Raw genomic sequence first — 15,293 nt, 5'->3', positions numbered from 1 at the left:
CAGGAGCAGTCACAGGCATGATTCCAATCGTTGGCGCAAGTGGCACGATTACTTATGTAGATCCTAAAACAACATCAAACACATTAATAGATAAGAAAGACATTAGTACCGATGGTATAGTATTGGTGAATGGATTAAGTGGACTAAGCAGTTCAGTTTTAGTTAATGCGAAATTAAGCATTGCACCGAAATCAATCACTGCAAATCAGATTGCAGATAATACGATTACCTCAGATAAGATCGCTGGGAAATCAATTGTTACCGATGGTATTATCGTGGTAAACTTTGGAATGCCTGGAAATCCAGTATTGGAAACGACAACTTTAACCATTGCTAAAAACTCGATTACTTCAGATAAGATCAAAGTTGATGCTGATGCAGCTATAGGCATGATTCCAATCGTTGGTGCAAGCAGAACGATTACTTATGTAGATCCCAAAGCATCAGGCACACTAATAAATAAGAGCGATATTAACACTGACGGTATCATTTTAGTAAATGGCGTAAATGGTTTAAGTAGTTCAGTACTTGCCGCAGCAAGTTTAAGCATTGCACCGAAATCGATTACTGCGAATCAGATTGCAGATAACACAATTACCTCAGATAAGATCAAGGTTGATGCTGGAGCCGCCGCAGGCATGATTCCTATGGTTGGTGCAAGCAGAACGATTACTTATGTAGATCCTAAAGCATCAGGCACACTAATAGATAAGGGTGATATTAACACTGACGGTATCATTTTGGTAAATGATAAAACAGGATTAAGCAGTTCAGTACTTGCCGCAGCAAAATTAAGCATTGCACCGAAATCGATTACTGCGAATCAGATTGCAGATAATACGATTACCTTGGATAAACTGAAGGCCGATGCGAGTAATGCAGGAATGGTTCCTGTGGTTGGTGCAAGTGGTAGTATTGCTTTTGCCAAAGCAGCAATGCCAAAATTCTTTTATATGCCATCTATGTTATTAAGTACAGATGTATCTGGCGGAGCAACTAAGGCTGTAGATTTATATGCTGAATATATAAAACAATTTACTAACATTCCAGGTGTTCAAAACAGCACTGGTAACGTAGCTAGTATACCAAATATACCAAACGTAAGAGATTTGGATTATTTTATAACCTATTTTGATAGTGAGGTAATTACGGTGACTTCGGTTACAGCTGACGGAAAACTGAATTATACCGTTAAAAAAGCTGCAACAGCCACTTCATTTGTCAATATTGTATTTGTTGTTAAATAATACCTTAAAGCTATCATAACTGTAAATTTCAAAAAGTCGAAATATATCTAGTTATGATAGCTATTTCTCCAAAAATAATCTTGATTAATAAGGCATTAATTAATAATTGAAAAAGAAATCGGTTAACTCTAAATAATTTATAATCATGTATTCTGAATTTATTATTAAGAAAGATTATAGAACAATCTAGAGATCATATGATGATAGCCTTAACATTAAGGCTAAATTAAAAAGATTAATGAAGCTATTTTTTAATGACTTTAAAAGAATGAGAATGAACACATATATATATAGAATATTACTTCCATTAATGCTGTTCACTATTACAGCAAATGCCCAGAGTGGTAAGGGAAGTATGACGGTTGATAACAGTGCCGTGTTAGTTGCGAGTGGTTCAACGGAGAGTCGGTTTTCTGAGGGAAGTTATTTTGGCCCACAAGCAAATTGGGAGATTAATGGAACTCTGGAGATTTACAGTAAAAATGTATGGATTGCGCCGGGTGCTACTTTCAGTGGTACAGGTAAAATAGTGATTTATAACCCGGGCAAAAATCCCTATTATCCAGAAATGGGTTCTGGGGCAACAGTTATAGATGGCAACAACGGTAATTTCATCAACCTTCTGGTCGAGCATCAAAATTCAAATAATATTATGCTTGCCGATGTAACCGACCCTGGATATGCTACGGCAAATCCTTCTGGTGCAGCAGCAGCGCAGCTGAATATAGGAGGTACTTTAAATTTGGCTGTCGATCATGCCAATATTATTTTAAACAGCCAAAACCTCGCGTTTAATAGTGCAGGTAAAATTACCAACTATAACCGGAACAGAATGGTGGTTACAGGCAATAGTATTCTTGGGCATGTAATTAAGGATTATGCAGGCAGCGATGGTTTTGTGTTCCCAGTAGGGATAGCTGAAGATGACTATACACCCGCAACCCTAACGCCATCATCGGCAGGTAAATTATTTGTAAGCGTACAGGATTTCGTTGGTGCAGACAAAGCGATCAAAAACCCGGTTTTGGGGATGAACAGAGTGTGGCATATTTACGGAACTCCAAGTATAAAGGTGAACATGATTTTGCAGCACAATAACAGTAGCAACGGGAGTTTGTTTAAAGATGCAAATGCAGCCATAGCCAGGTATGTGAATACAGATAAGTGGGCAATATTGAAAGGTACGAATCCATCTGCTGGTGTTCATACGCGGAATGATGTGGCTATTATAGCAGATATGACTGCTAATGGCGGTTATTTCACCAAGCTAGCCACTACAGGTTCCTTACTTGTTGTTCCGAATTTGTTTACCCCGAATGGTGATGGTACAAATGATGCTTTCGAAATCAGGGGGGTAGAACTATTTGCAGAAAACGAGTTGGTGATTGTAAACAGGAACGGTAATGAGGTATTCAGAACAAAAGACTACCAGAACAACTGGACGGGCGAAGGGCTGAATGAGGGTACCTATTTTTATGTATTACGGGTAAAAGAAAGTGCCAGTTCGGATTGGGAGGTATTTAAGGGTTTCATCACTTTAATCCGTGCCTTTAAGAAATAAGAATTGAATTGGATAATGCCTGAAGAAACAAATAATGAAGTTGGAGAGGAATTGAGATGAATGGATGGGCAGATTTTGGATCATTCAAGCATTAAAGCCACACTCATTCAAAATTAAAAGAAATGAAAAAAACATTAATAATAACAATACTCATCTTAAGTGGGTTGCTGGCACAAGGTCAGCAAGATGCCCAGTTTAGTCAGTATATGTTTAACGGGATTTACATAAACCCAGGTTATGCGGGTTATAAAGAACAGCTGAATGTACATGCCTTTTACCGCAATCAGTGGACAGGAATTCCTGGGGCACCCAAAACGATGTCTATCGCAGTAGATGCGATTGCAAATGGAGGGAATGTTGGTTTAGCCTTACAAATTTCAAGTGATAAAATTGGCGCTCAACGGAATCTGGCTGCATATGCCAATTACGCTTATCGCATCCCGATGAACCAGGACGGCTCTTCAAGGCTGGCTTTCGGAGTAGGCATAGGAGCTGTACAATTAGGTATTGATGGCTCCATGCTTAACCCGAACGATTTTGAAGGTCAGCAGCCTTCGGGTATTCAAAGTGCAATTGTACCTGATGCAAGGGCAGGGGTTTACTTTGCCAACGACCGTTTTTATGCAGGGTTTTCTGCCGATAATCTAGTTGCTCAATATATCAATATTGACCGTTATGCCTTTATTGCGCAACCAAAGCCGCATTATTACCTTACAGCAGGAATGCTGTTGCCTATTAATGAAGATGTACAGATAAAACCTTCGTTTCTGTTAAAGGATGACCGAGGTGGCCCAACGAGTTTGGATGTTAATGCTTTTTTGATTTTAGGTGAAAAGCTATGGGTTGGAGGTTCTTACCGTACCGGGGTAAAATTATATAGCAAAAACCATTTGCAAAAAGATTTAAGCAGTCTGAATGCCGCTGTAGGTGCCGTACAGTTTTTTGTGAACGATAACTTACGCATTGGTTATGCTTATGATTTTCCTGTAGGTCCTTTACAAGGGTATGCGGGTAGCACACATGAAATCTCAGTGGGTTTCCTGTTTACCAAACAAAATTTCAGAATGGCCACCCCAAGGGTGTTTTAAATAAATTCAAAACGAACTCATACAAACTTAATAATGGGAAATAATAAACTATTCCTGGTCCTGTTCATTCTATCGGTTTCTCTAAGTGCAAGGGGACAATTTATCACCAAGGAAGCCGATCACCAATACGATCTGTTTAACTATAGCAAGGCCATAGACTTATATGAGCAGGCTTGGAAAAAGAAGGAAAGCCTTCACAGTGCCGAGCGTTTGGCTTATGCCTACCTTCAGTTAGGCAATTACAAACAGGCTGAAAGCTGGTATGCTCAAGCAGTTAAAAAACCGGGGAGCAAGGATATTAATATATTGAATTATGCACGGGCGTTACAAAGCAATTCGAAATACAGGGAGGCTAAGGTTGAATACTTAAGTTATATCGATAAAAACAAGGAAGTTACTGAAAGTCAGCGTAACGTTTGGCTTTTGTCTTGCGATTCAGCTTTAAAATGGATGAAAAATCCTAAGCCAGTGCAACTCACAAATTGTAAAGCATTAAATAGTGCTCAAGCCGATTGGGGTGGAGTAAATTATCAAGGCGGAGTGGTTTTTACCTCTTCCCGTCCTAATAAAAATATAGAGATAAATAAGCCTTTTTTTAAATTTGATGCGGCTAAACTTCCCGATGAAAAGAAAGACGGAGGAAGTGGTGGAGGGTATTTAAAGTTATATAGTAAGGCGGCAAATAGCGACAGTATCAAACTATTTCCTTTCCAAAGTGGCACTAATTACCATGTAGGCAGTGCTAGTTTTACAGCCGATGGCAAGACGATGTACTTTACCCTTACACGAATTCCCGATCCAGTAGAAAAAGTTAAAATAGATCCCGCTACGATTAATGTTGAGGTCTGGAGCAGTACTGAAAACGCTGATGGTGTTAGGAATGCACCTATTTCCTTTAAATATAATAAAGCACAAGAATATTCCATTGGAGATCCTTTTATCTCTGCAGATGGGAACAGTTTATATTTCGCTTCCAATATGCCTGGGGGAAAAGGAGGGACAGATTTATATGTTTGTTTGAAAACTGATGATGGAGAATGGGGTTTGCCTCAAAACCTAAAGGATGTTAATACAGCAGGAAATGAACGCAGCCCAATGTTCGATTCGAACAATAATTTTTACTTTTCCACTGATGGCAGAGTAGGGATGGGCGGTTTGGATGTTTTTCGGGCATTAAGAATTGGAGGGGGAATTGGGCACATTGAAAATATGGGCTATCCATTTAACTCACCTCAGGATGATTTTGCCTTTAGTTTAACAGAAAAGGGAGGTACAGGCTACCTATCTTCCAATCGTGATGGGGGATTAGGCGGAGATGATATCTATGCCATAGACCAGAAAAGCATTTTAGCCTTCAGGTTAACGGGCCGCATTTACGATAGGAAAACAGGGCAGCCATTATCAGGTGCTATTGTAAATCTTTCTAAAGTAAATGGAGGCAGTTTAAAAGTAGAAAGTGATGATAACGGTGAGTATGGTTTTAATCTGGATAAAGAATCGGAATACAATGTAAGTGCAGAGAAAACCGGCTACCGCAAAGATACCGAAAACCTTGCTACCATTGGACTAGGAGTTTCATCAGTGGTTAATCAAAACCTAACACTTGAAGCGATAGAAATCAATAAAGCAATTCGTTTAGAGAATATTTATTATGATTTTGATAAATGGACTATCCGTGCAGATGCCGTTGTTGAGCTGGATAAACTTGTAAAAGTGATGAAAGAAAATCCAACGGTCTGGATTGAAATTGGTTCTCATACAGATAGCCGAGGAAAAGACGATTATAACCTTAGTTTATCCCAAAAAAGAGCAGAATCTGCTGTCGAATACATTGTTTTACGGGGCATTGATAAGAACCGGATTGAGGCAAAAGGATATGGTGGAACCAGACTTTTAAATAAATGCAGTAAAGGAGTGGAATGCACGGATCAGGAGCATCAGTTAAACAGAAGGACAGAACTTAAAATTGTAAAGCAATAAAGGCTTTTCCAGATAAATAAAATAACCATGCAGAAATAACTTAAGGATATCGTACAATCTAAAGGTAATTTCTGCATGTGTTATAAAATATTATTGCAGTATGGAATATAGTGAGAGAACGAGCATATTAGAAATTGTTAAGGTGTTAATGAAAAGATCTGAAGGGGTAAAAATTGCAGAAATTTGCAAGGAACATCAGCTTAGTCCCGCAACTTTTCACCGCTGGCAAACTCGCTATGGTTATTTGGCAATTGAGTATGCTCAGTTAAAAAAGGAAAACGAGCACTTAAAACATATTTATACAAATTTATTTGAGAAACATGAAATGCTTTACGAACAGGTTAAAAATAATATCTAAAACCTAGGCTAATTAGATTATAAATTAATCTTTCTATAACTGTGTTTTTCGCCGGATCAAATTGTGATTGAGCTGATTTTATGTGAATGTTATTGCCAATAAAGTTTGATAGAAAAAATTTCTAAAATAAAATTTAATGAAAAAAAAGAATCCCTTTTTAATTTTGTTAATAGTATGTCTTTTGTTTCTTTCTTGTGAAAAGGATATTCTTCAGAAAAGATGTTACAAAGTTAGCTATATTTCCAATTATTGCACAGATCAGGACGCCGTTTTAGTAAGTTTTGACCAACCTAACACGGATGCTACAGAGATAAAAAATAATTCAGATCAGACAGTTACTTATCAAGCAGGTATTGTAAATGTTCCTAAAGAATTTAGGATTCCAGGCAAAGTTTTTTATATTGAGTATCATTACGCCTCAGATATTGATAAAGAATTTACAATATGCGATGGTAAAAAAGATGGTATTAAAATTTTGATAGCCGATAAAACATCTGAAAAAGGATGTACTTTCTAAAGGGCTACTTATAACAATGTGATTTCTAATAGAAACCACATTGTTTTGATTTTTACTTACAAACTAGTTTGTCTTTGTGTTCAACCAAGCGTCCCTCAACTTTCTCTGCTCATCAGTTATTACTTCAAATTCTTTTAAAACATTAAAACGCTTTACATCCAAAAATTCTGCTGGTTGAGTTAGCTTTATTTCAGAAGGATTTCCGTTGCTATCTTTTCTAGAAACAAGTAAGCTAAACATCTCTCCAGGTTTAATGCTCTGTCTTAGGCTATCTAAAAACTGTTGTACTTTAGAAATTTCAGGTAGTTTATAGCCATTAACTGCTAATATCTGATCACCTTTTTGAATTCCCAATTTTTTACCATAACTATTCATAGTCGTATCGGCAACGAATAAATTTTTGGTAACGGGATCATATGCAAGCTTTGGACCTCCAGTATTAGCCATTCTAATAGTTGCGGTATCTTGATAATTAATTCCAATTGAGGCAAAAATTTCTTTATAAGGAAGCTTTTTATTTCCACCCACATAAGTATTTAAAAATGTTCCAATTTCAGGATAAGTTAGCTTAGTAATAGTTGCAAATAATTCATCATCTTTAAAAGATTTTGTTTTTCCGTAAGTTTTAGCTAAATCTTGCATCATGTTTTGCGTACCATATTTTCCATTAGATAACTGTCGTAATTTAATGTCGAGACAAAGCCCAATCAATGCACCTTTTTCATAAACATTACCGTTTTGATTGTGATAGGTATCTAATACACCTTTAGACATTGTAGTAAAGGCTAAAGTATCATTATATGTTGTTGAATTATTTAATTTGTCTTCCTGCTTTTTCAAGTAATCTTTAAAACTTATCAAACCATATTTTACCTGCATATGGTTTGCAGCGTATTCTGTTAAACCCTCGTATAACCATAAATGGGCTGACATTTTAGGATGGTCAAAGTCAAAATTTCCAATCTCCTCACTATGTATATTTAAAGGCGTTATAATATGGAAAAATTCATGCGATCCTGTTTCTCTAACACTTTGAGCAAGCCTTGTTGGTGTAAAATTTTCTGGTAGTACATAAAATGAAGAATAAGAATGCTCTAGGGCACCATAACTAGCTAATTTTGGATTGTCGCTTAAACTTATAATAAAAGCATACTTAGCTACAGGTAATTTGCCACCTAAATATTCCTTTTGCGCCTCTAGCATACTTTTCAGTTCTTTGGCAATGTCTCCTGATGTACCTTTATGATTAGGGGAATAGAGTGAAATCAGAATTTTAGCACCGCCGATATTTAAAATAGTGGTATCGGGTTTATTATACATTATGGGTGCATCAGCAAGGCTATAGTAATCTGGTACTAGGTACTTATCTGTTGTGTTATTTAGGTGTTTTGCTTCAAGAGAAGTAGATCCATAAAAATCTGCAGGTTTAGTGATTGTAACTTCAAATGGAAGACTTTTTTTTCCATCAAAATACCCGAAGAAACCAAAATTGTTAATAAGAAACATTTTATCTTCATTGATATTTGTTCCTACAGGTTGAAAAATTTCTGGTCCTGTGATCTCAGGACTATCCCAACTATCATCAACAAGATAAGTAACTTTAGTAAGATTTTTTGCGTTAGAAATTTTCCATGAATTCAAGTTTTCATGATTGACCTTTAATGCATTTCCATTCTTATCATAAGCTTTAAAATTGGAAACATACCTGCCAAAATCATAAATAGCATAAGTGCCAGGTACCATTTTTGGAAGATGAAAAGCCACTTCATCAGTTTTTATTTTCGGGGTGTAGAGAGTTACCTCCAATTTATCATGCTTAACATTCTTCAAGTTAAGACTGTATTTATAACTGTTCTGCGCAAGGGCTGAACTGGCTCCAATAAATACAAAAAAGTGGATTATAAATTTTTTCATAATTAATTCTAATAAATGGTATCTCATTTAAATTCAATACTATGAGTATTTTATAATATAAATGTTACATTGTTAAAAACAATTATCTTTGTAAAAGAGGGAGAAGGCGATGATATTAACTTGTTGGGATCTGCGGAATTATCTTTAAGATGTTAAAGATACTATAATTAGTTAGTAATCAGTATGTTTTTTGAACAATGAAATATTTAGAATGTTTTATTTTCCAGGCGGGAGCATCTTAATATTACAAATACATTCCAATTTCTGAAAAACGAGATAATTGATGTACGCCTCTTTAATATCGAGGTCGAAATCGTGTAGAGTATCATTAATAAATTGTGCAAATGATTTTTCAGTGTAATTAAAATGATAGTCTGCTGGTATAAAAAAAATAATGGTATTGTCTACGCCGAAGTATACCTTCCATTTTAATTCCATAAATAGTGCTTCAAATCGTTTACCTACAGCAAACACATAATTATTAGCTTCGTTTTCTATCAGCATAAAAGCGGGATGTTTTTTTCTTCAAATATAGTTTTTATTATGTTTATGTATTATAAATAAGTAAATTTATTAATAATATTTACGTGTTATTTTTTGTGTTTTATTGATGCATTGATGTTATCTTAATGTACAATTTGTTGTTGCGGTTGCCTTTTAGGTAATGTGTGCGGTATCTTATTGCCCATTGAAAAATAATCCGGATATTTGAGAATGATTATCAGGAAAAGAGAAAACTGGTTTCGATTACTTTTTGTATGGCATGGTTCTGTACTTCCAAAGTTATTACCACGCTTGGCTTTACTTTTTATATTTGCCTTGGGGGTTGTTTATTTACATGGTTCGGTTTTTACCTTTAAAATACCACTCAATCCTGCTCCATTTACACTTTTTGGTATAGCTTTAGCACTTTTTTTGGGTTTCAGAAATAATGCCAGCTATGAAAGATTTTGGGAGGGAAGAAAATTATGGGGTGCATTGTTAAACGATACACGCTCATTAGCTCGCCAGGCATTAACTACAACTGGGTATCTTGCTGAGGATCAGAAATTAAGTAGTTTTGTCAATTTGTTAATCGCTTTTACTTATGCTTTAAAACATCAATTACGTGGTACGGATGCTAAATCAGATTTGGAAAGGCGATTATCAGCAGAGTTAGTGGCTGAGGTTTTACCAGCTAAATATAAACCTATTATTTTGTTGAAAAAAATGGGCCATTGGGTGCAAGAAGCTAAAGTTCAGGGTAAGATAGATTCTATTATTCAGGTGGCATTTGAAGATAATTTTAATAAACTTTCGGATATTGTAGGTGGATGCGAGAGAATTGCTTCAACTCCAATTCCTTATAGTTATAGAGTATTGCTGCACAGAACAGTTTACTTGTATTGTTTTTTGCTTCCTTTTGGATTGGTTGATAGTTTGGGATGGTTAACTCCTTTAATTGTAGTTTTTATAGCTTATACTTTTGTAGCTTTTGAAGCTATTGCAGATGAAATAGAGGAACCTTTTGGAACTGAAGCTAATGATTTAGCGCTAAATTCTATGTGTCATATGATTGAATCAACTCTTTTGGAAATGGCAGAACAGCCTTTGCCGAGTTATCCTGAGCAGATAGGTTATTTAGTAGATTAATTGTATATCAAAAATAAGACTTTAATAGGGTAATTATTTGCCTATCAAAGTCTTAATTGAAATAAATCTATTTTTTTAAGAGTGTAAAACACTGATTGGCAATTTCATATTCTTCATTTGTAGGAATTACAAATATTTTAACGGGAGATGAGTTTGTACTTATATCTAATATTTCACCATTATATTTATTGTTTTTAGAAGAATCTAACTCAATACCTAAGTAATTTAAATCCTGGCAAACGGCTTTACGCATTTCTAAATCATTTTCTCCAACTCCAGCAGTAAAAATAATGGCATCAACTCCGTTTAAGATGGCAACATAGGCACCAATAAATTTTTTAATTCTATATGCATATAGTTTTAATGCCAATTGAGCAGCTTCAGAATTTTCTGTAGCTAATTTTCTAATATCACGCATATCACTTGAGCCGCCAACGCCGAGCAAACCTGATTGCTTATTCAATAAATTACTTAATTGATCCAAGGTATAACCAGAATGTTCCATTAGCTGGAAAATAACGGATGGATCAATATCGCCAGATCGTGTTCCCATCATTAAGCCACTTAAAGGCCCAAAACCCATGCTGGTATCGATTGATTTACCATTTTTTATTGCCGTAATACTACAACCATTGCCTAAATGGACACTTATAATTTTCGAATTTTCTTTGTTTAAATATCCTATAGCTTGTTCACTTACATATTTATGGCTGGTGCCGTGAAAGCCATAAGCACGAATACCATGTTCTTTGTAATACCATTCTGGAATAGCATAACGGTAGGCTTCTTCAGGGATACTTTGATGAAAAGCGGTATCAAAAACAGCTATTTGTTTGGCATTTGGAAAAGTTTCTTCAGCAACTTCAATGCATTTATAATTTACAGGATTATGAAGAGGGGCCAAAGAAAAAAGTTTTTTAATTAGTTGCTTAACCTCAACCGTTACTAATGCCGGACCGGCAAATTTTTCTCCACCATGCACCACACGATGTCCAACGGCATTAATATCATCAGGGCTTGTAATCACTGCATTTTCACCATCACTCAATAATGCTAAAACCTGTTTTAGTGCTTCACCATGGTTAGAAATAAAGCCTACATTTTCTACTGTATGTTTTTGATTTTGTTTAAAAAAAGTATGTTTTACAAAAGAACCTTGAATACCAATACGCTCCACTAGGCCGTAGCAAATTGGTGTTTTCTCTGGCATTTTGAACAGTTGATATTTAAGGGAACTGCTTCCTGAATTTATAACTAAAATATTCATGAGATCTATTTTTCCTGGCATTGAATTGCCGTAATTACTACTGTATTAAAAATATCATCAACCGTGCAGCCACGGCTTAAATCGTTAATTGGTTTGTTAAGTCCTTGCAGCATTGGACCAATGGCTAAAGCACCGGTTTCTCTTTGGACGGCCTTGTAGGTATTATTTCCAGTATTTAGATCAGGAAAAATAAGTACACTTGCTCTTCCGGCAACATTAGAATCAGGAAGTTTTTGGCGACCAACAAGTGGATCTACAGCCGCATCGTATTGGATTGGACCTTCAATTTTTAATTCGGGATGCCTTGCTCTTACAATTGCAGTTGCTTCACGAACACGTTCTACATCGGCACCTTCTCCTGATGTTCCTGAGGAATAAGAAAGCATAGCGATTCTTGGTTCTATGCCAAACTTTGCACTACTTTCTGCTGATGAAATTGCAATTTCAGCCAATTGTTCTGCTGTAGGATTGGGATTTACGGCACAATCGCCAAATATGGCTACACGCTCTGGCAAACACATAAAAAAGATTGATGAAACAACAGAAACACCTGGTTTGGTTTTTACAAACTGGAGTGCCGGTCTAATCGTATGCTGTGTTGTGTGTACAGCACCAGAAACCATTCCGTCGGCATCGCCTTTATAAACCATCATGGTACCAAAATAGGATACATCCGTCATCATATCTTTAGCCATTTCATGGTTAACATTTTTCGCCTTACGTAATTCGTGCAGGGTTTCTACATAACTATCATAGTGTTCGGAATGGGCCGGGTTATGGATATGAATTGCGGCTGGATCTAAATTTAAACCCAACCTTTTAATGTTCCCTGCAATTTCTGTAGGATCGCCGAGTAAGGTAATTTCAACAATATCCTGAGCAACTAGTTTCTCTACAGCCTTTAAAATTCTATCGTCATTTCCCTCTGGTAAAACAATATGTTTTTTCTGACTTTTTGCCCATTTTATCAATTGATATTGAAACATATGAGGTGTAATTCCTTCATAATTGAAGGTTACTATTTTATCATCTAAAGCATTACGATCTACATATTTTTCAAAGAGATCTATTGCCAGCATGATTTTCTTTTTGTTATCGATTGTAATTTTAGAATGAATTGCACCAATGGCTGTGGTGGTTTCAAAAGTGCCTCTTTGTACTGAAATTATAGGAATTATGGTTTGCAAACCCTCAATTAATTTAATCATGGGTTCATCAGGCAAACTCCCTGCAGTTAAAACAATACCTGCAATTTTAGGGTAGTTTGCGGATAGGTTTGCCTGTAAAGATCCTATAATAATATCACCTCTATCACCTGGCGTTACAATAAGTAAATTATCTTTAATGTGCCTTAAAAAGTTGGGCAACATCATTGCACCTGTTACAAAATTATCTACCTGATTATCTAGCAAATCGCCACCAAAAAGAACTTCAGCACCCAATGCATCGGTAATTTCTTTCATAGTAGGGCTTTGTAATCCATTTTCAATAGGGATCACAGATATCAATAATTCTGCGGGCAATTGATTGGTTAAAGCTTGCTTAATCCTTTCGGCCTCATCAGGATTAACCATGTTTGCCACAACGCCCAATACCTGCACATCGCGAAGTAAAAAGTTGCGGTAAATATTAATAGCTGTTTTAAAAAGCTGACTAGCAGTTTTATTTTTGCCTGAAACGACGATTAAAACTGGTGCACCCAAGTTTCTGGCCATTAAAGCATTGGATTCAAACTCAAAAGCCATTCCTTCGCCCTGAAAATCACTACCTTCTATAACTGTAAAATCGTAATTATCTTCAAGCTTTTTGTACTTGCTGATTATAGTATTGATAATATCGCCACTATTTTCGGCTTGCTGCAACATATCCTGTCTAGTGTAGGCAAATGCATCTTCGTACTGCATTGGTAACGAAAAGTAATCAAGCATTGCTTGTACATGCTCGTCCTTTCGGGTTGGATCATCTTGTGCAATTATGGGTTTAAAATAACCCACTTTCTGGGTTTTGGTCAGGAGCATATTGATCAATCCAAATGCTATTACCGATTTTCCTGCATGTGGTTCGGCTGAGGCAATAAAGATGTTTTTCGTCATAAAAAGGCTACTATTATAAGATAAAGGAATTGCTCCCAATATAGTTGGAAAAATTTAATTTAAAGATTTAAACAATTTGAAAAAGCTGTTTTAAAAGTAAAAATTAAATAAATGTAAATGGGTTTAAGTAAGAAAATTGAGGTGAATGAGGAAAGATAATTTGAAGTGCAGTATAAACTATAAGAGGCAAAATTAAAACCATTTAATCGAAACTTTTAGGTGGTTAAATGAGTTAAGTATTAAATTAATTGATACTATGGAAAATAATAATGAAATAATCTCAGACCTTAAAGGTTTAATATCTATCGTAAATGATGGTAAAGAAGGTTATCAATCTGCAAGTGAAGCAACAGATAGCCTTGAACTAAAAGCAATTTTTTTAAAGTATGCTGCTGAGCGTAAAGCTTATGAATTGGAGCTAAAGGCACATTTAGTAAGTCATGGCGCAGAATCTGAAAATGAAGATGGCGGTCTTTTAGGTGTTTTACATAGAGCTTGGATAGATGTAAAAGAAGCTTTAAGTAGCAAAGAAGATGCAGCGATTCTTGGTGCTATTGAAACAGGAGAAACAGCAGCTATTGAAAAATATGATTCTGTTTTGAAAGACCCAAAAACACATGCAGATCATCTTGATTTGTTAAATAAACAACGCGATGGAATTCAAAATGCGTTGACAGAAATTAAATCTCTGGCTCAATCTCGTAAATAATAAAATAACCCCGTGAAATAACGGGGTTATTTTATAGTATTTTATTGCACTTCTTTATAGCCGTTTGTCAAATATTTCCTTTGTTCTCGCTAATATTAAATGGATATACAACTCAATCAATATTATTCTGGTACCAGCGGTTTATTATTACCTGTTCCAAATAAGCAGTTTTACCCTGAAGAATTTAAAGAAAAATCAAGGCTTTGTTACTATGCTTCGTTAATGAATTCTATTGAGATTAACAGTTCCTTTTATAAAATTCCGCAATCTTCAACTGTTAAAAAATGGGCGGCAGATGTGCCCGAAAAATTCCGTTTTACCTTTAAGTTGTTCAAAGGTATTACCCATAATCGCGATTTAGCTTTTAATCCAGATGATGTAGTTCAGTTTATGCAATCAATTTCGCAGGCAGAAGATAAAAAAGGATGTTTACTTGTTCAGTTTCCGCCAAGCATTAGGATTGGTCAAATCAATCAATTGGAACAATTAATGGCTAAAATAAGGGAAAACGACCTTAAAATGGAATGGAAAATTGCATTGGAGTTTCGACATTCTTCGCTTTATGTTGATCCAATTTATGAACTGCTTGAAAATTATAAATTTGCTTTGGTTTTGCACGATAAAGGAACAGTCAGTACCCCGATGCAAGATATCAATGCAGATTTTGTTTATCTAAGATTTCACGGTCCCTCTGGAAATTATAGAGGAAGTTATGCTGATGATATTCTTCATGAATATGCAACCTATATTACTGAATGGTTAAATAGCGGAAAACAGGTATTTGTTTATTTTAATAATACGATGGGTGATGCTTATGGCAATTTAAATACTTTACACCGAATGGTAAAGGATATAATTTAAGGCTTGTTTTTGAATACCGTAATTAGATTTTAAGCAAGTTTTGAATATTTTAAAACTTTAAGGATT

Annotated in this window: 13 protein-coding genes; 9 read left to right on the top strand and 4 right to left on the bottom strand. The window is 35.5% G+C overall.

Going from position 1 to position 15,293, the window contains the following annotated elements:
- From EHC72_RS22765 to EHC72_RS19435, 6 genes are all read left to right on the top strand, one after another.
- Nucleotides 1-1,247 (top strand): hypothetical protein (locus tag EHC72_RS22765; protein ID WP_211660337.1); only part of this gene is annotated, 1,247 nt, incomplete at its 5' end.
- A gap of 274 nt (nt 1,248-1,521) precedes the next feature.
- A complete protein-coding gene (locus EHC72_RS19455) occupies nt 1,522-2,808 on the top strand; it encodes a gliding motility-associated C-terminal domain-containing protein (RefSeq protein ID WP_165585883.1) in 1,287 nt (428 codons plus the stop codon).
- Between the two features lie 122 nt (nt 2,809-2,930).
- Entirely contained in the window at nt 2,931-3,896 is a 966-nt protein-coding gene (locus EHC72_RS19450) for a PorP/SprF family type IX secretion system membrane protein (RefSeq protein WP_131539382.1), read from the top strand.
- A 33-nt stretch (nt 3,897-3,929) separates the two neighbouring features.
- Nucleotides 3,930-5,876, top strand: a complete 1,947-nt coding sequence (locus EHC72_RS19445) for an OmpA family protein (protein ID WP_131539381.1) — start codon at nt 3,930-3,932, stop codon at nt 5,874-5,876.
- A gap of 100 nt (nt 5,877-5,976) precedes the next feature.
- The gene (locus EHC72_RS19440) at nt 5,977-6,234 is read left to right on the top strand and encodes a helix-turn-helix domain-containing protein (protein WP_131539380.1); all 258 of its coding nucleotides are present in this window, start codon (nt 5,977-5,979) and stop codon (nt 6,232-6,234) included.
- Nucleotides 6,235-6,370: 136 nt separating this feature from the next.
- The gene (locus tag EHC72_RS19435; RefSeq protein ID WP_131539379.1) at nt 6,371-6,751 is read left to right on the top strand and encodes a hypothetical protein; all 381 of its coding nucleotides are present in this window, start codon (nt 6,371-6,373) and stop codon (nt 6,749-6,751) included.
- Between the two features lie 63 nt (nt 6,752-6,814).
- On the opposite strand, the gene EHC72_RS19430 is transcribed toward EHC72_RS19435, so the two are convergent.
- The gene (locus EHC72_RS19430; protein WP_165585882.1) at nt 6,815-8,665 is read right to left on the bottom strand and encodes a M61 family metallopeptidase; all 1,851 of its coding nucleotides are present in this window, start codon (nt 8,663-8,665) and stop codon (nt 6,815-6,817) included.
- Nucleotides 8,666-8,881: 216 nt separating this feature from the next.
- Complete coding sequence (locus EHC72_RS19425) at nt 8,882-9,169, bottom strand: hypothetical protein (protein WP_131539377.1); 288 nt, start codon at nt 9,167-9,169, stop codon at nt 8,882-8,884.
- A 210-nt stretch (nt 9,170-9,379) separates the two neighbouring features.
- Between EHC72_RS19425 and EHC72_RS19420 the strand changes: the two genes are divergently transcribed.
- Nucleotides 9,380-10,297, top strand: a complete 918-nt coding sequence (locus tag EHC72_RS19420; protein WP_131539376.1) for a bestrophin family protein — start codon at nt 9,380-9,382, stop codon at nt 10,295-10,297.
- A 67-nt stretch (nt 10,298-10,364) separates the two neighbouring features.
- Here EHC72_RS19420 and EHC72_RS19415 read toward each other — a convergent pair whose 3' ends face one another.
- Entirely contained in the window at nt 10,365-11,564 is a 1,200-nt protein-coding gene (locus EHC72_RS19415; protein ID WP_131539375.1) for an acetate/propionate family kinase, read from the bottom strand.
- Between the two features lie 5 nt (nt 11,565-11,569).
- The gene (pta, locus tag EHC72_RS19410; protein ID WP_131539374.1) at nt 11,570-13,657 is read right to left on the bottom strand and encodes a phosphate acetyltransferase; all 2,088 of its coding nucleotides are present in this window, start codon (nt 13,655-13,657) and stop codon (nt 11,570-11,572) included.
- A gap of 256 nt (nt 13,658-13,913) precedes the next feature.
- Here pta and EHC72_RS19405 point away from each other — a divergent pair, with 256 nt between their 5' ends.
- Nucleotides 13,914-14,366 (top strand): ferritin-like domain-containing protein, encoded by a 453-nt coding sequence (locus tag EHC72_RS19405; RefSeq protein ID WP_131539373.1) that lies wholly within the window; start codon nt 13,914-13,916, stop codon nt 14,364-14,366.
- A gap of 99 nt (nt 14,367-14,465) precedes the next feature.
- Nucleotides 14,466-15,227, top strand: a complete 762-nt coding sequence (locus EHC72_RS19400; protein ID WP_131539372.1) for a DUF72 domain-containing protein — start codon at nt 14,466-14,468, stop codon at nt 15,225-15,227.
- The last annotated feature ends 66 nt before the right edge of the window (nt 15,228-15,293 follow it).

This window comes from Pedobacter nototheniae (genome assembly GCF_004335085.1).
GTDB lineage: Bacteria > Bacteroidota > Bacteroidia > Sphingobacteriales > Sphingobacteriaceae > Pedobacter > Pedobacter nototheniae.
The sequence above is the reverse complement of the archived record's forward strand: the minus strand, read 5'-3'. Positions and strand labels throughout refer to the sequence as shown.

Bases quoted from the DNA above. Each gene is read 5' to 3' on its own strand.
- EHC72_RS19455 (WP_165585883.1), top strand. From the start codon at position 1,522: ATGAACACATATATATATAGAATATTACTTCCATTAATGCTGTTCACT.
- EHC72_RS19450 (WP_131539382.1), top strand. From the start codon at position 2,931: ATGAAAAAAACATTAATAATAACAATACTCATCTTAAGTGGGTTGCTG.
- EHC72_RS19445 (WP_131539381.1), top strand. From the start codon at position 3,930: ATGGGAAATAATAAACTATTCCTGGTCCTGTTCATTCTATCGGTTTCT.
- EHC72_RS19440 (WP_131539380.1), top strand. From the start codon at position 5,977: ATGGAATATAGTGAGAGAACGAGCATATTAGAAATTGTTAAGGTGTTA.
- EHC72_RS19435 (WP_131539379.1), top strand. From the start codon at position 6,371: ATGAAAAAAAAGAATCCCTTTTTAATTTTGTTAATAGTATGTCTTTTG.
- EHC72_RS19430 (WP_165585882.1), bottom strand. From the start codon at position 8,665: ATGAAAAAATTTATAATCCACTTTTTTGTATTTATTGGAGCCAGTTCA.
- EHC72_RS19425 (WP_131539377.1), bottom strand. From the start codon at position 9,169: ATGCTGATAGAAAACGAAGCTAATAATTATGTGTTTGCTGTAGGTAAA.
- EHC72_RS19420 (WP_131539376.1), top strand. From the start codon at position 9,380: ATGATTATCAGGAAAAGAGAAAACTGGTTTCGATTACTTTTTGTATGG.
- EHC72_RS19415 (WP_131539375.1), bottom strand. From the start codon at position 11,564: ATGAATATTTTAGTTATAAATTCAGGAAGCAGTTCCCTTAAATATCAA.
- pta (WP_131539374.1), bottom strand. From the start codon at position 13,657: ATGACGAAAAACATCTTTATTGCCTCAGCCGAACCACATGCAGGAAAA.
- EHC72_RS19405 (WP_131539373.1), top strand. From the start codon at position 13,914: ATGGAAAATAATAATGAAATAATCTCAGACCTTAAAGGTTTAATATCT.
- EHC72_RS19400 (WP_131539372.1), top strand. From the start codon at position 14,466: ATGGATATACAACTCAATCAATATTATTCTGGTACCAGCGGTTTATTA.